General features: G+C 66.4%; 17 protein-coding genes. 13 read left to right on the forward strand and 4 right to left on the reverse strand.

Annotation, left to right across the window (positions count from 1 at the left end; all coding sequences use genetic code 11):
* Positions 1-46: 46 nt before the first annotated feature.
* The 4 genes from ppk2 to AC1D1A_RS15955 all read right to left on the reverse strand — a co-directional run bounded on the left by ppk2 (position 47) and on the right by AC1D1A_RS15955 (position 2,945).
* Positions 47-982, reverse strand: a complete 936-nt coding sequence (ppk2, locus tag AC1D1A_RS15940) for a polyphosphate kinase 2 (protein ID WP_476948136.1) — start codon at positions 980-982, stop codon at positions 47-49.
* A 211-nt stretch (positions 983-1,193) separates the two neighbouring features.
* On the reverse strand, positions 1,194-1,961 hold the full coding sequence (locus AC1D1A_RS15945; protein WP_476948137.1) for an SDR family NAD(P)-dependent oxidoreductase: 768 nt from the start codon (positions 1,959-1,961) through the stop codon (positions 1,194-1,196).
* Positions 1,962-2,066: 105 nt separating this feature from the next.
* A complete protein-coding gene (locus AC1D1A_RS15950) occupies positions 2,067-2,501 on the reverse strand; it encodes an SRPBCC family protein (protein ID WP_223916232.1) in 435 nt (144 codons plus the stop codon).
* A gap of 81 nt (positions 2,502-2,582) precedes the next feature.
* Positions 2,583-2,945, reverse strand: coding sequence for an ArsR/SmtB family transcription factor (locus AC1D1A_RS15955; protein ID WP_028276286.1), 363 nt, complete (start codon positions 2,943-2,945; stop codon positions 2,583-2,585).
* 420 nt (positions 2,946-3,365) lie between these two features.
* Between AC1D1A_RS15955 and AC1D1A_RS15960 the strand changes: the two genes are divergently transcribed.
* The 13 genes from AC1D1A_RS15960 to AC1D1A_RS16020 all read left to right on the forward strand — a co-directional run bounded on the left by AC1D1A_RS15960 (position 3,366) and on the right by AC1D1A_RS16020 (position 14,225).
* Positions 3,366-3,752 (forward strand): hypothetical protein, encoded by a 387-nt coding sequence (locus AC1D1A_RS15960; protein WP_476858762.1) that lies wholly within the window; start codon positions 3,366-3,368, stop codon positions 3,750-3,752.
* A 64-nt stretch (positions 3,753-3,816) separates the two neighbouring features.
* Positions 3,817-4,494, forward strand: coding sequence for a PAS and ANTAR domain-containing protein (locus AC1D1A_RS15965; protein WP_476849203.1), 678 nt, complete (start codon positions 3,817-3,819; stop codon positions 4,492-4,494).
* A 145-nt stretch (positions 4,495-4,639) separates the two neighbouring features.
* Entirely contained in the window at positions 4,640-5,257 is a 618-nt protein-coding gene (locus tag AC1D1A_RS15970) for a TetR/AcrR family transcriptional regulator (protein ID WP_018772833.1), read from the forward strand.
* A gap of 193 nt (positions 5,258-5,450) precedes the next feature.
* On the forward strand, positions 5,451-5,843 hold the full coding sequence (locus tag AC1D1A_RS15975) for an ArsR/SmtB family transcription factor (protein WP_230008795.1): 393 nt from the start codon (positions 5,451-5,453) through the stop codon (positions 5,841-5,843).
* On the forward strand, positions 5,840-6,820 hold the full coding sequence (locus tag AC1D1A_RS15980) for a TIGR03086 family metal-binding protein (RefSeq protein WP_476849202.1): 981 nt from the start codon (positions 5,840-5,842) through the stop codon (positions 6,818-6,820). Before AC1D1A_RS15975 ends, AC1D1A_RS15980 begins: the two co-directional genes overlap by 4 nt.
* A 48-nt stretch (positions 6,821-6,868) precedes the next feature.
* Positions 6,869-7,207 carry a YciI family protein gene (locus AC1D1A_RS15985; protein WP_476849201.1) on the forward strand — a complete coding sequence of 113 codons (339 nt, stop codon included), beginning with the start codon at positions 6,869-6,871 and terminating at the stop codon, positions 7,205-7,207.
* A 481-nt stretch (positions 7,208-7,688) separates the two neighbouring features.
* Positions 7,689-8,744, forward strand: a complete 1,056-nt coding sequence (locus tag AC1D1A_RS15990; protein ID WP_476855823.1) for an ABC transporter substrate-binding protein — start codon at positions 7,689-7,691, stop codon at positions 8,742-8,744.
* Positions 8,741-9,679 carry an ABC transporter ATP-binding protein gene (locus AC1D1A_RS15995; RefSeq protein WP_476948138.1) on the forward strand — a complete coding sequence of 313 codons (939 nt, stop codon included), beginning with the start codon at positions 8,741-8,743 and terminating at the stop codon, positions 9,677-9,679. The genes AC1D1A_RS15990 and AC1D1A_RS15995 overlap by 4 nt, the downstream gene beginning before the upstream one ends.
* Positions 9,679-10,596 (forward strand): ABC transporter permease, encoded by a 918-nt coding sequence (locus AC1D1A_RS16000; RefSeq protein WP_476870845.1) that lies wholly within the window; start codon positions 9,679-9,681, stop codon positions 10,594-10,596. Before AC1D1A_RS15995 ends, AC1D1A_RS16000 begins: the two co-directional genes overlap by 1 nt.
* A 28-nt stretch (positions 10,597-10,624) precedes the next feature.
* Positions 10,625-11,572 carry a TauD/TfdA dioxygenase family protein gene (locus AC1D1A_RS16005; protein ID WP_476948139.1) on the forward strand — a complete coding sequence of 316 codons (948 nt, stop codon included), beginning with the start codon at positions 10,625-10,627 and terminating at the stop codon, positions 11,570-11,572.
* The gene (locus AC1D1A_RS16010) at positions 11,569-12,987 is read left to right on the forward strand and encodes an LLM class flavin-dependent oxidoreductase (protein WP_476948140.1); all 1,419 of its coding nucleotides are present in this window, start codon (positions 11,569-11,571) and stop codon (positions 12,985-12,987) included. Before AC1D1A_RS16005 ends, AC1D1A_RS16010 begins: the two co-directional genes overlap by 4 nt.
* An 88-nt stretch (positions 12,988-13,075) precedes the next feature.
* A complete protein-coding gene (locus AC1D1A_RS16015; RefSeq protein ID WP_476948141.1) occupies positions 13,076-13,378 on the forward strand; it encodes a DUF4193 domain-containing protein in 303 nt (100 codons plus the stop codon).
* A 94-nt stretch (positions 13,379-13,472) separates the two neighbouring features.
* Positions 13,473-14,225 carry a lytic transglycosylase domain-containing protein gene (locus tag AC1D1A_RS16020; protein ID WP_476855828.1) on the forward strand — a complete coding sequence of 251 codons (753 nt, stop codon included), beginning with the start codon at positions 13,473-13,475 and terminating at the stop codon, positions 14,223-14,225.
* Positions 14,226-14,234 lie beyond the last annotated feature (9 nt).

The raw sequence follows: 14,234 nt of genomic DNA on the forward strand, positions 1-14,234 counted from the left end.
GCGACGCAGCCGTGCGTTCGCGCATCCGCCGACCGCGAGCCAGCCGCTAGTCGCCGGCGGCTTCGCGGCCGCGGCGCACGATCAGCCGGTCGGGGCTGTGGACCACTGACGTGTCCTTGTCCTCGTAGTCGAACTGGTTGAGGAAGTAGCGCATGGCGTTGATCCGACCCCGCTTCTTGTCGTTGAACTTGATGGTGATCCACGGCGCATGGTCCGTGTCGGTCCGAAGGAACGTCTCCTCCTTGGCGGCCGTGTACTCCTCCCACCGGTCCAGGGAGGCGAGATCGATGGGCGAGAGTTTCCAGCGCCGCACCGGGTCGATCTGCCGGATCGCAAAACGGGTGCGCTGCTCGTGGCGGGTCACCGAGAACCAGAACTTGGTCAGGTGGATCCCGGAATCCACCAGCATCCGCTCGAAGAGCGGGGCCTGAACCATAAAGGTGTCGAACTCCTGCTCCGAGCAGAAGCCCATGACCCGCTCCACATTTGCCCGGTTGTACCAGGAGCGGTCGAACATCACGATCTCCCCGGCCGTCGGCAGGTGCTGGATGTAGCGCTGGAAATACCACTGGCCCAGTTCACGGTCAGAGGGTTTACTCAATGCCACTGCCCGGGCCGAGCGGGGATTCAGGTGCTCGGTGAAGCGCTTGATTGTTCCGCCCTTGCCGGCCGCATCCCGGCCCTCGAAGACGATCACGTGCCTGAGCTCCTGGTCCTGGCCCCAGTACTGGAACTTCAGCAGTTCAACCTGCAGCCGGTATTTCTCCAGCTCGTACTCTTCGCGGGACATCCGTTGCTCGTAGGGGTAGTCTTCCCGCCACGTCTGGACGGCCGAGCCGCCGGGGTGAATCAGTTCCGGATCTTCGCCTTGCCCCCCGCGCACCGTGTACCCCATCTCCACCAGGTGGTCGATGGCCTCACGCAGGTTTTCCCGGAGCCAGCCCTGGTCCTCGGGTGTCCATGTCCTGTCCGCCGGCGTCATCCCGGCCCCCTTCCGGCCCCCTCGAACCAGCTGCCGGCCTTCCAGATGCCGGCGGTGTTCGATGCTCAACTGCGTTCATAGAATGCGACCAGCCTAAGCCGACAAGTGGAGCTCACGATAGGGACGGGCTGGGGGATACTTTCCGCCACCTGACCTGCCGGCAGGGACTACCTACCCTTGCGTGCCGGTCGGGCCGGGTCGATGGTTCGCTTCAGAAGAGCGCGATGCCGGTGAGTTCGGCCAGTTTGTCGGTGAGATTGTCCTGGAAATCAGCGTCTGTGACCTCCGGGGCCGGTTTCCGCGGCCGGCGGTGGTGCCAGTACATTCCGGAGACCTGGGCGACCGGGTCAGGGCTGACGGCGAGCCAGCCCTGGGTGTCCTGGCCCAGGGCGAGGTCGTCGGGGGCGCCGGCGCCGCCCATCTTGGTGGGCACCCAGCCGGGGTCAACGGAGTTGCTGAGCACGTTGGTCCACTGCCGGGCGACGGCAGCGGAGAGCGCGGAAACGTAGAGCTTGCTCTCGGAGTAGGCGGCGCTGGCGTCCCAGCGCCGTCGGGTCCAATCGATGTCCTGAAGGTTTCCGCCGGCCGCGCGGTGCATCCCGCTGCCGAGGTAGATCAGGCGGTGCGGCCGCTCGATCAGCGCGGTGAGAATGTAAGGGGCCAGAACGTTGATGGCCAGGGTGCGGGAGTGTCCCTCCGGGGTCGCGACGCGCCCCGGCGAGAGGTAGACGCCCGCGTTATGGATGACGGCGTCCATCCGCCCGTGAGCGTTCACCTGCGCGGCCAGTTCCCGGGTTTCGGAGGCCCTGCTGAGGTCACCGATCACGATGCCGATGGCAAGCGGCGCGAGTTCTTCGAGGGTGGCGGCGCGTTCCCTGGAGCGGGCGTGCAGCAGGACCTCGTCGCCGCCGTTCAGGAGCGTCCGGGCGGTGGCGAGGCCAAGTCCGTCGGTGGAGCCTGTGATGAAAATCCGAGCCATGAGGATGGTCCTTTCTTCACCGTTACCTATGAAGGTTGCTGCTTGCCACTTGATGGCCTTAGCTGGGACGGGTCACACTCAAGAATGAACGCCCTGCGCCCTCATCTAGGCGGATTCGAGAACGTTCTTGAGATTGGTCAACTGAGCGACCTCGGCATTCATGGTGCGGACAATCACCGGGCCCACGAGCTTCATGAGTCCCTTGGGCTCCAGGTCCAGGCTGAAACGAACGGTCGTTCCGCCCGGCGCTTCACTGAGCCGGTACGCACCGGCCGGACGGGCCGGACCGGCCACCACCTGGAAGCCCAGGAGCTTTCCGGGGTCCGCCGCGGTGATTTCATAGTCCCCGACGATCGGCCGGCCGCCGGGGCCCGAGAGGGTCTGGCTGTACACGGCACCGAGGTCCCCGGGTGTTCCACTCTTCAGTGCTATGTCCTGAACCCCGGAGCGCCATGCGCGGTTGTTCAGCCCATCCGCGAGGAACGCATAGACGTCCTCCGGTGATCGGTTGATGGTGGTCTCGTTCTCGGCGTGAGCCATTGCTACCCCTGCTGGTTTTAGTCCGGACGCGTCCAGGCCGGTCGATCGATGTTGTCCATACAGTCCGGCGTGCGCCGGCATTTAGCGGATTGCTTCTTCAGGCTCTTCAGCCATGGGGCTCAGGGTCATCCGGGTGGTGACCAGGAGAGATCCGAGCAGGGATCGGGCGGCCGCGAGCAGCACATTAACCTCAGGGCTGGCCAGTTCATAGAACAACCTGCCCTCGCGCCGTGAGGGGACAATCAGGCGCTGGCGGCGGAGAATGCTCAAATGTTGGGAGAGGTTCGACGGCTCAAGGCCCGTGTTGTCGCGCAGTCGGCTTACGGCAACTGGTCCGTCGGCGAGCATTTCCAGCAACTGGATTCGGGCAGGGTGGCCCATGGCCTTGAACAGTTCTGCCTTCACATCGGTCTGGACCGGACTTGCAGGAAGATCATCCGGCATCGGTGCCTCCCTCCTTCACATTCAACTATTCTGAACCGTGCGTCTGTGCAGACCCCGGCGACAGGAAAACTAGCACGTGCAAGACAGAAAAGTCTGTCTTGCACACCCATCAATTGGTCAGCCCGCTTACATATCGTAGCGCCGGACCGCTGCAGTGTCGTCGCCGCCGCCGGACAGGGTGGTACCTCTTGCGCAGGTGAGTTGCATAGTTCAGACTTTCATGAATTCATCAATTCGATCCGGCCGGTACGAGTGACTGGCATCGTTCGGGTGGATTCAGGCTGTTCCCGGTGACAACGGCGTCGCCGGGAACAATCGGGTCCCGGCTTCCAGGAGGGTTCTATGACAGGCATGTTCGAACTGTTCACCGATTCCGACACGTCCTACCGATTTCGACTTACGGCCCCGGACGGGACCGTCATGGCCCTCTCCAGGCCCTTTCCAGACCTGCCGGCGGCGGTGGCCGGGATCGCAGCAGTACGGGAGTATGCCGGCATGGGGCTGGTCTCGGAAATTTCGGCACCGCGAGATGACGCGCTGCTCCAGTCCGTAGCCGAGGGCATTCCCGTGGAACCCAGCGCTCAGAGGCGCGGAGTTCACGAAGCGCACGTGAAGGGCCAGCGCGCCCGGGCGAGACCGGCCCGCGGCTGGGCGCCCAGGTCTCCTGAAGGGCCGCCGCGCCTCCGCATCCCGTCCGCAGCGCGCTTCTTGGGCCGACTCGCAGGGACCCGGAACCAGCAGCTGATCGTGCGGTGGCGGCAGGCATTGGAGACGCGGACTGCGCAGGTTGGGCTCAGTTCGTGCTGACCGTGTCCCGGGACAGGGCGTCCGCCGCCGCCGCCGCCGGCGGGCCGGGCAGGCAGGCCCGGCCATGACGGAGTTGAAGGCGTTGCAGGCCTATTCCAGCGCGCTGGCCACCGAGGGCTGCCTCGCCGGGACCTTTCGCTACGATGCTGCCTCGGGGGAGCTGCAGTGGTCCGAGCAGATGTACCAGATCCACGGCTATCACCGCGGCGAGGTGGTGCCCACGGTGGGTGTTCTTATGCAGCACGTGCATCCTGACGACCGGAAGCCGTGCAGGGAAATCTTTGAGGATGTGTGCCGTGGCGGAGGTTTTTTCGCCAATTATCATCGTCTCTTCGACGCACGCCGGCGTGAACGCCGCGTCCTGACGGCGGGGGAGGGCGTGCTGGACAGTGACGGGAAGCTGCTGTTCGTCGACGGGTTCATCCTGGACCTCACCAGAACAGTTCAACTTGAAACGGACCGGTCCGCCCGCGAGGCCGTCGCCGGAGCCATCGGCACCCGAGGCCTTATCGAACAGGCCAAGGGCATCCTGATGGGAATACTCCACATCGGTTCCGACGACGCCTTCGAACGGCTTTCCGCCTACAGCCAGCACCACAACATCAAGTTGGCCCACACGGCTTCGGCCATCGTCCGGCTGGCCAACAGCACGCACGAATCCGCGACCCTCCGCAGCTTCGTCCACGCACTGGACGGTCGTTTCTCACAACGCCGCGATGGCGACCGGGTTCTGCATCCCTAGGTGGGGGTAAGGCGCCGGGCGGGTCCTCGGCCGGCCCGCCGGCGTCGTGCTGGCCGACAGCGCCGGTGGAATCCGGCGGAGACTGATAGCACACTCCGAGGCAGACCGGTCTGTACGCCTCGGTCCGGTGTAAAATTTTTTTATCATGACTGTCAACGACGCCGAGGGTCCTACGCTGCTGCCCGCCACAGCCATGGCCGGACGCGACGAGCCGGTGGACCGTATCCTCGCCACTGCTTACGAGTTATTCTCCCGCCGCGGCATCCGCGACGTAGGGGTCAATGAGCTGATCAGCAGTTCAGGGGTATCCAAGGCAACCTTCTACCGGCACTTTCCGTCCAAGGACGCCCTGGTGCTGGCCTTCCTGGAACTCCGCGACCAGGTGTGGACCGTGGACCTGATCGTGGCCGAGGCCAGCCGGCGGGGCAACACCCCCGAGGAGAGGCTGCTCGCCGTCTTTGACGTGTTCGGTGACTGGTTCCAGCGCGAGGATTTCGAGGCGTGCTCGTTTATCAATGTGCTGCTGGAAATGGGCGCCGGGCACCCGCTGGGCAAGGCGAGCATCGATTACCTCAGCCGCATCCGCGGGCATATCCAGGCGCTGGCCGAAGAAGCCGGGCTGGACCGCCCCGAGGAATTTGCCCGGTCCTGGCACATCCTGATGAAAGGCTCCATCATTTCCGCCACCGAAGGGGACGCGCTGGCCTCCAAGCGCGCCCAGCAGATGGCGCGATGGCTCATCGAGCACCACCGGGGCCTCTAGCCGCTGCGCCCGGGGATTCCCCGTCCCGGTTACCGGCATCTCTTTAACCCGGGACGCGGTAACCCGGCACGCGCCATAGCGCCCTGACAAACCGCTCCGATAACAGCTGCGCCATGCCCGGGCCGCGATCCGCAAGGGTGCCGGCCTGCGTTCCCTGATCCCTCTGACTGCTGGGCACTTGCGGAATACGTTAGTGATCACTAACGTATTAGTTGTGTTGGATGCCTTGGAGATTGCTGCGGAGCCGAACCGGCGACGCCTGCTGCATCTTCTCGCCAGCCACGAACAGGCTGTCGGGGAGCTGGCCGCCCATTTCACGGTCAGCCGCTCCGCGGTGTCCCAGCACCTGCTGCTCCTGGAGCAGGCCGGCCTGGTATCTGCCCGCAAAGAGGGCCGGAACAGGTACTACCGACTCGACCCAGGCGGCATGGGCCGGCTGCGTGACCTTGTCGAACAGTTCTGGACCTACGAACTGGACCTGCTGGCATCAGATGCGGCCGCACTTGCCGCCCAGCGTCACCGGCCCCCTCAACATCACACGACCACTTCCGATGCTTCGCCTCAAGACAAGGGACCACTCTCATGACGTTCGATAAAACCATTCACCTGCCCGTCAGCGCCGACGAGGCCTTTGCGCTCATCACCGAGCCGGAACGTCTGCGCCGCTGGCAAACGGTGGCGGCCCGCGTTGACCTTCGGATAGGCGGCGACTACCGCTGGACCGTCACTCCCGGCCACCACGCCGCCGGCACATTCCAGGAGATCGAGCCGGGCAAGCGCATCGTCTTCACTTGGGGCTGGGAGTCCGGAATGGACCTGGCGCCGGGCGCGTCCACCGTGACCATCACGCTGGAGCCCGACGCCGGGGGCACCACGCTCCGCCTGGTCCATGCCGGCCTCAACGCCGAACAGGCCGCAGCACATGCCGAAGGCTGGAACCACTACCTTGGCCGCCTGATCGCCGAGACCTCCTCCCCGGACGGCGCCGGTCCGGACGCATGGTCGGCTGCCCCGGACCCGATCGATCACCTCAGCTCGGCCGAGGCTTCGCTCGCCGTGCTCCTGGGCGTGCTGCGCAAGCTCACCCCGGAGGACCGTGAGAAAGCCACTCCCTGCGAAAATTTCACGGCCCACGAGTTGCTGGAGCACCTGGCCGGTTCGCTGAAGCAGATCGGCGGGGCGCTGGGCGCGGACGTAAGCGACGACGCCGGGGCGGGCCCGGAAGTTCGCATCGCCGGACTCGCGCAGGCCACCCTGGAGGCGTTCAGCCGCCGCGGCTTCGAAGGCACCATCGACATGGGCTTCGCCGAGCTGCCCGCGACCGTCGTCGCCGGGATCGTCAACCTCGAGCTGCTCGTCCACGCGTGGGACTTCGCGAAGGCCACCGGCCAGGAACTTGTAGTTTCCGACGTCGTCACGGATCACGTTGAGGCCCTGGCCTTGGTGACCATCTCGGACCAGGTCCGCGCCAGCGGCAGCTTCGCCGCTGTCCAGCCGGTCGCGGAGACTGCGAGCAGCCTGGAGCGCCTGATCGCGTTCACCGGCCGGACCGTCGCCGTCTGAAGTTTTCCAACCTAAGCCCGTCAAGACCGCCAGGAAAGCAGGAGCAACATGACCAAGTTCGTCTTCCTCTATCACGCCCCGATGACCCCCGCCGAGGCCGCGCCGCCCGCGCCGGATGACATGGCAGCCGCCATGGAACAGTGGAACAACTGGGCCGCCAAGGTCGGCAACGGCCTGATCGACTTCGGAACGCCGCTGGCCAACGGTGTCCGCGTTTCCGCGGGCGGAGCCACTGCGCCAAGCCAGCGTGAAGTCGCCGGATACAGCATCATCGAGGCCGACAGCCTTGAGGCGGCCGTGGAACTGGCCAAGGTGCACCCGCACCTGAACATGCCCGGCGGCTGCGAAATCGAGGTTCACGAGGCGCAGCAGATCCCCGGAATGTAAGCAGCGGCTCGGCCCGATGATCAAGGCGTGTTCGCCGCTGCTTAAGAGCAGCGGCGGACACGCCTTTATTCGTCCTGTTGTGCGCCTGGTCGTGCTGGGCCCTAACCGCCGGTACCGCGCCGGCGCGCAACATTCGGCCACATCTCCAGCAATCTTTCGTCCCATGCACGACAGTGGCGCGGCGCCGGCCCCTTCACGCGCCGTCGCCGGGCGTCACCAAGACTTCACAGTGCCGGGCCGGTGTGGCACGGGTGTGTCCCAGGATGGGCGCAAATGACCGCGTGAGTCTTGCCCTGTTACGGACTGCTTCGCGCTGCGTCCGATCGGGTACTGGGGGTGCGTCCATGGCTGTTTCCGTCGCCGGATTACGCGCGGTTTCCTCGGGTGTCGAGGCACCTGCGGAACGGATTCGACTCTGCTCTGATGGTGGGCACGGTCCGGTAGCCCCGGTCCGCACCATCGAATCCAGAAAGAATCCGCTATGAAAAACCGACACTTACCCGCAGGACTTTTCTCCACCTTGGGCGTTGCTGCCGCCGTGGCGGTCTCGCTGGTGGTCTCCGGTTGCGGCGGCCCTGCGAGCGCCCAGTCCCCGGCCGGAAATACCCCCGGGGCACCCGAAGTGACCGAACTCCGCTACGAGGGCTCGGCCAACAACGTGAGCCTGCCGGAGCTGGCCGAGGACCTCGGCTACCTCGGCGACGTCAAGCTGAACTGGGTGGGCAACACCATCAGCGGGCCGGCGAGCATCCAATCAGCCGCCACAGGAGCCACCGACTTCGGCGGCGCCTTCTCCGGGGCCGTGGTCAAGCTCATCGAAGCCGGCGCGCCGGTCACTGCGGTGATCAACTACTACGGCGAGGACGAGAAGACGTTCAACGGCTTCTACGTCACCCAGGACAGTCCGATCCGGACGCCGCGGGATCTGATCGGCAAGAAAGTCGCCGTCAACACCCTGGGCGCCCATGCGGACGCCGTGATCAACAGCTACCTGAAGAAGAACGGACTGTCGCAGGAGGAAATCAGGCAGGTCCAGCTCGTCGTCGTTCCGCCCAATGACACCGAAGAGGCCATCCGCCGCGGCCAGGTCGACGTCGGTGCGCTYGGCGGAGTGCTGCAGGACAACGCTGTCGCCACGGGCGGCCTGCGGTCCCTGTTCAGCGACTTCGAACTCTTTGGAACCTTCGCCGGCGGCCAGTACGTCCTGCGCAAGGACTTCATCGAGAAAAACCCGGAAACCACGAAGATCTTCACCACCGGTGTGGCCAAGGCCATCGAATGGGAACGCACCACCCCCCGCGACGAGGTGATCGCGCGGTTTACGAGCATCATCAACAAGCGTCAGCGCTCCGAAAGCACCGCGGCGTTGAAGTACTGGAAGAGCGTCGGAGTCCCGTCCAAGGGGGCCATCAGCGACCAGGACTTCACCCGCTGGTCAGCATGGCTGAACGACACCGGCATCGTCAGCGGCGGGATCACCCCGTCCAAGTACTACACCAACGATTTCAACGGACTGCTGAACGGGGCGGCATCATGACCCGCGGTACCGGACCGACGCCGAAAATCAGCCTCCGCAACGTCGGGAAACAGTTCACCGTCCGGCCCAGCAAGGACCAGCCCGAGGGCTCCACCCTGACGGCGCTGGAGGGCATCACCCTGGACGTCGCCGCAGGCGAGTTCATTACTCTGGTCGGACCGAGCGGCTCCGGCAAAACCACCCTCCTGGACCTCCTCGCCGGGCTCACCCGGCCGGACGCCGGCCAGGTGCTCGTGGACGGCAAGGAGGTGACCGGGCCAGGCCGCGACCGTGCAGTCGTCTTCCAGCAGTACGCCCTTTTCCCATGGCGCACCGCGGCCGCCAACGTCGCCTTCGGCCTCGAAGGAACCGGCAGCGACGGGCGCCGCCCGAGCCGGAGGGAACGTGCCGACAAGGCCCGCCACTACCTCGAGCTCGTCGGCCTCTCCGGGTTCGAGGACCGGTATCCCCATGAGCTATCCGGCGGCATGAAGCAGCGGGTTGCCCTCGCACGGAGCCTCGCGTACGAACCCGACGTCCTGCTCATGGATGAACCGTTCGCAGCGCTGGATGCCCAGACCCGGGAACAGCTCCAGGAGGAACTCCTGCGCATCTGGCGCTCCACGGGCAAGACCATCATCTTCATCACCCACGGCATCGACGAGGCCGTGTACCTGGGCCAGCGGGTCGCCGTGCTTAGCTCCCGACCCGGCCGGCTCAAGCAGATTGTCGACATTGACCTGGGGGAGCGGAGCGGTGACCGGGACGTCCGCTCCGACGCCGTCTTCGTCGAACACCGCCACGAAGTCTGGTCGCTGCTGCACGACGAGGTCCGGAAGGCCCAGGAAGCCGGGCACGCCAAGATCCGGCCCGACGGGTCCGCGCCCGACGAGGCACCCCAGCTCAGCAAGATCGAGCCCAGCAAGGGACAGCTCAGCACGGGAAAGGCAGCCTGATGACCGCACCAACACTGACCAAAGAGACCACCGCGCCTGCCGCTCCTACCACCCCTGCCGCCCCCGCTGCAGCCGCAACCGGGCGGCCCCCACAGCCCGCCGCAACCCGACGCCTTCCCGCCCTGGTCCGGTCCGGCGCCCGCAGGGCCGGGCGGGGGATCTGGGCCTCGGGCGCGATCGTGCTGTTCCTCCTGCTCTGGGAACTGGGTCCCACCTATCTCGCCTCGGCCTCGACCAGGGTATTCCTTCCGCCGCTGCACGAGGTCCTGCGGGCACTGGGATCACTCGTCGCCAAGGGCCAACTGCAGAACCATCTGGCAGCCAGCCTGACCCGCTCCGCCAGCGGCTTCGGCATCGCCGTCGTGGCCGCCGTCGCCCTTGGCCTGCTGGTCGCCTGGTACCGGTCCCTTGACCGGTTCCTCAACCCACTGCTGGAGGTCTTCCGGAACACCGCGGCACTGGCGCTGCTCCCGGTCTTCACCCTCCTGCTGGGGATCGGGGAGACCTCCAAGATCAGCATCGTCGCTTACGCTGCGTTCTTCCCCGTGCTGCTGAACACCATCGCCGGCGTCAGGACCGTCGACCCGCTGCTCGTCCGGGCCGCCCGCTCGCTGGGACTCTCCAACTTCCGGCTGTTCCAGAAGGTCATCCTTCCCTCGGCGGTGCCGACAATTTTCACCGGAATCCGGATGGCCGGAACGTCCTCGATCCTGGTGCTCATTGCGGCGGAGATGGTCGGTGCCAAGGCCGGACTCGGGTACCTGATCGTCAACGCACAGTCCAGTTTCCTGATCCCGGACATGTACGCCGGGATCCTCACCGTCTCGCTGCTCGGCCTGCTGGTCAACTACCTGCTGGTCGCCGTCGAACGGCACTTCTCCCGGTGGCGGACCGCCGTCGGATCCCAGTCCAATTAACCCCCACAGACCAAAGGACACAACCACCATGTCGACAACCACCGAAACCCGGCTCGAATTCCGGCAACTCAGCGCCCGCATCGGCGCCGAGATCCGGGGCCTGGACCTCAGCAATGACCTCAGCGACGCCACCATCGCCCAGATCCGTGCGGCCCTGAACACCCACAAGGCCCTGGTCTTCCGTGACGCCAACGTCCACGACGACGAAGCCCAGGTCCGCTTCGCCGCCCGCTTCGGCCCGCTCACCCAGGCACACCCAACCGTGGCCTCCGTCGAGGGCAAACCTGCCGTCCTGCCGGTGGACAGCGAAAACGGCAGCGCGAACAACTGGCACACCGACGTCACGTTCGTCGTGAACCCGCCGCAGGCCTCCACCCTGCGCAGCATCACCTTGCCGGCCTACGGCGGCGAGACCCTGATCGCCTCGGCCGCCGGAGCCTACACCGATCTGCCGGAGGAGCTGCGGAACTTCGCCGACACCCTGTGGGCCATCCACACCAATGATTACGACTACTCCGTGCCGAAAAACCTCGAGCACGCCAACGCCGGTGAGCGGCGGAAGGAATTCACCCGGATCCACTTCGAGACTGCCCACCCCGTGGTCCGGGTCCACCCACTGACCGGCGAGCGCGGCTTCTTCATCGGCGGCTTCGCCCAAAGGCTGCGCATCGTGGGACTGTCCAACACCGAATCCAAGGACATCCTGCGGCTGCTCCAGGCCTACGTCACCCGTCCCGAGAACGTGGTCCGCGTCAACTGGGAACCGGACCAGCTGGTGCTGTTCGACAACCGCATCACCCAGCACTACGCCCCGGACAACTATGACGGCCAGCCCCGGCAGCTGAACCGGGTCACGGTGGCCGGCGACGTACCCCGCGGCGTCGACGGACGCAGCAGCACGTCCATCCAGGGCGATTCATCCGTCTATTCCGAGACGGTGGAACTGCGGGCCGACGTTCCCGGAGTTCAGCTGTGAGCGGGGCACGGCAGTTGCACCTGAACGCGTTCCTGATGAGCACCGGTCACCACGAGGCCTCGTGGCGGCTGCCGGAAAGCGACAGTTTCGCCGGGACGGACGTCGCGCATTTCCAGCAGCTGGCCCGAACGGCGGAACGCGGCACGTTCGATTCGATCTTCTTCGCGGACTCACCGGTGCTGCACGGCGACGTCGGCCAGCGGCCCTACGGCACACTCGAGCCGACCGTCCTGCTCGCCGCCATCGCCGCCGTCACCGACCGCATCGGGCTGATCGCCACGGCGTCCACAACCTACAACGACCCCTACAACCTGGCCCGCCGGTTCGCTTCCGTGGACCACATCAGCGGCGGCAGGACCGGGTGGAACGTGGTCACCACCGCCGGAGACGCCGCCGCGAGGAACTTCTCCCTGCCGGACCAGCCGGCCCACGCGTTGCGGTACGAGCGGGCCGCGGAATTCCTCGACGTGGCCCGCAAACTCTGGGACAGCTGGGAGGACGACGCCGCTCTCGGCGACAAGGAAGCCGGGACCTGGGGAGACAACACCCGGGTCCACCCGGTCAACCACTCCGGCACGTACTTCAGCGTCCAGGGGCCGCTGGACGTGCCACGCTCCGCCCAGGGCCACCCGGTGATTGTCCAGGCCGGCTCCTCAGAGGACGGCAAGGACTTCGCCGCCCGCTACGCCGAAGCGGTGTTCACGGCGCAGCAGACGCTGCCGGACGCTCAACGCTTCTATGCCGACCTGAAGCGGCGAACCGCCGCCGCCGGCCGTGACCCGGGAACGATCAAGGTGCTCCCGGGCATCGTTCCCGTCATCGGCTCCACCGAGGCCGAGGCGCGGCGGCTGGAGCAAGAACTCGACGAGCTTATCCACCCGGAGCACGCCAGAAGGCAGCTTGCCGGGGTGCTGCGGGTCCCCGCAGCATCCCTGGCCCTGGACGCCGAGCTGCCGGACGACCTGCCCTCCGAGGACGAGATCGAAGGGGCCAAGAGCAGGTACACGCTGATCGTAGACCTCGCGCGGCGGGAACGGCTGACCGTGCGCCAGCTCATCGGCAGGCTCGGCGGCGGCCGCGGCCACCGCACCTTCTCTGGCACCCCTGGGCAGGTGGCCGACGCAATCCAGGAATGGTTTGAGGCCGGGGCGGCGGACGGCTTCAACATCATGCCGCCCGTGCTTCCGTCCGGCCTGGACGCCTTCGTGGACCACGTCATCCCGATCCTGCGGGACCGCGGACTCTTCCGGCGCGCATACAGCGGACGGACGCTCCGCGAACACTACGGGCTGCCCCGGCCGGCCAACACCTTCGCCTCGGCTGCCCGCAGCAGTCCGGCGGGCCCGGGCCCGGCGGGATCCCAGGACCCCACGCCGGTGCCGGTCGACGAGGTCCCGGGACTCCGTTCGGCCTGAAGGACTTGGTTCACATGAGGCAGCGACGCGCGCAATGGTGTACGTTGGCTTCCCGTCAGAACTAAACACAGGAATGAGAGTCACCCCCGTGGCAACCGATTACGACGAAGTCCGATCCGACGTCAAGGAGTCGCAGGATAATTCCCTGCAGGCACTGCAATCCGCCAACGCCCCGGATGCCCGCAGCGTTGTCCGTGAACTGGATGAAGCCGACGCTTTTGACGATGCGATCAGCCCGGGCGGGGAAATTGTCGCCGAGGAACTCGTCGTGCAGGTCATCCCGCAGGCGCAGGACGAATTCACCTGCTACTCCTGCTTCCTGGTCCGGCACCGGTCCCAGGTTGCACGCGAAAAGAACGGCCACGCTTACTGCGTCGWGTGTGTTGGCTAGGGCCATGGCCTCCCGCGTGTCCGGCGCCGGGGCGGTTTTCCGTGCCGCGCCGGACACGCGGGCCAGCACCGTCGCCGGCCGGCCCGCTTAGTCCATGCTCCGTCTGAAACGCCTTGCCGTGCTCGGCCTGTTTGTATTTTGCGTCATCACCGGGTTCTTGTTTTGGGTCTTCCGGTTCTCCGGGGCGGAGACCCGCGTGGCCCTGCCTGCGCCGCCGCGGGCAGAGGCGAAACTCGAATCGCTGTCCGCCGGCATCACCTCCGCCGTGAACATCACCCGGAGCGCGGACGCCGAGTGGCTCACCCATGCCGCCGCGCAGACCGGCATCCCCGCCCGGGCGCTCCAGGCCTACGTGGCGGCGGCCACTGCGGCCAACACATCGGCCCCCACCTGCGGGATCGGCTGGAATACGGTGGCAGCGGTGGGCTTCGTCGAATCCGGCCACGGAACGTACGGCGGCGGCAGCCTGACCGCCACTGGTCAGGCGAGCGGGCCAATTGTCGGTCCGAGCCTGAACGGTGACGGCTTCGCCGCGATCCCTGATTCGGACGCCGGAGCCCTGGACGGTGACGCCCGGTGGGACCACGCCGTCGGACCCATGCAGTTCATTCCCTCCACGTGGCAGATCGCAGGCCGGGACGGGAACGGGGACGGAACAGCCGACCCGTTCAACATCGATGACGCCGCGCTAAGTGCCGCCTCGTACCTGTGCGCACACGGTGGTGACCTGACCACCGCCGCGGGCTGGGCCGACGCGATCTACTCCTACAACCAGTCCGATCCGTACGTGGACCATGTCCGCGACCGGGCCACTGCCTACGCAGCACAGTCGGGCACTCCCGGATAGCGCCACCGT

This window comes from Arthrobacter sp. P1_B9 (genome assembly GCF_056406495.1).

What these genes read in the sequence shown, in the direction of transcription:
- ppk2 (WP_476948136.1), bottom strand. Translation starts at nt 982, where the DNA reads ATGACGCCGGCGGACAGGACATGGACACCCGAGGACCAGGGCTGGCTC.
- AC1D1A_RS15945 (WP_476948137.1), bottom strand. Translation starts at nt 1,961, where the DNA reads ATGGCTCGGATTTTCATCACAGGCTCCACCGACGGACTTGGCCTCGCC.
- AC1D1A_RS15950 (WP_223916232.1), bottom strand. Translation starts at nt 2,501, where the DNA reads ATGGCTCACGCCGAGAACGAGACCACCATCAACCGATCACCGGAGGAC.
- AC1D1A_RS15955 (WP_028276286.1), bottom strand. Translation starts at nt 2,945, where the DNA reads ATGCCGGATGATCTTCCTGCAAGTCCGGTCCAGACCGATGTGAAGGCA.
- AC1D1A_RS15960 (WP_476858762.1), top strand. Translation starts at nt 3,366, where the DNA reads ATGGCCCTCTCCAGGCCCTTTCCAGACCTGCCGGCGGCGGTGGCCGGG.
- AC1D1A_RS15965 (WP_476849203.1), top strand. Translation starts at nt 3,817, where the DNA reads ATGACGGAGTTGAAGGCGTTGCAGGCCTATTCCAGCGCGCTGGCCACC.
- AC1D1A_RS15970 (WP_018772833.1), top strand. Translation starts at nt 4,640, where the DNA reads ATGACTGTCAACGACGCCGAGGGTCCTACGCTGCTGCCCGCCACAGCC.
- AC1D1A_RS15980 (WP_476849202.1), top strand. Translation starts at nt 5,840, where the DNA reads ATGACGTTCGATAAAACCATTCACCTGCCCGTCAGCGCCGACGAGGCC.
- AC1D1A_RS15985 (WP_476849201.1), top strand. Translation starts at nt 6,869, where the DNA reads ATGACCAAGTTCGTCTTCCTCTATCACGCCCCGATGACCCCCGCCGAG.
- AC1D1A_RS15995 (WP_476948138.1), top strand. Translation starts at nt 8,741, where the DNA reads ATGACCCGCGGTACCGGACCGACGCCGAAAATCAGCCTCCGCAACGTC.
- AC1D1A_RS16000 (WP_476870845.1), top strand. Translation starts at nt 9,679, where the DNA reads ATGACCGCACCAACACTGACCAAAGAGACCACCGCGCCTGCCGCTCCT.
- AC1D1A_RS16005 (WP_476948139.1), top strand. Translation starts at nt 10,625, where the DNA reads ATGTCGACAACCACCGAAACCCGGCTCGAATTCCGGCAACTCAGCGCC.
- AC1D1A_RS16020 (WP_476855828.1), top strand. Translation starts at nt 13,473, where the DNA reads ATGCTCCGTCTGAAACGCCTTGCCGTGCTCGGCCTGTTTGTATTTTGC.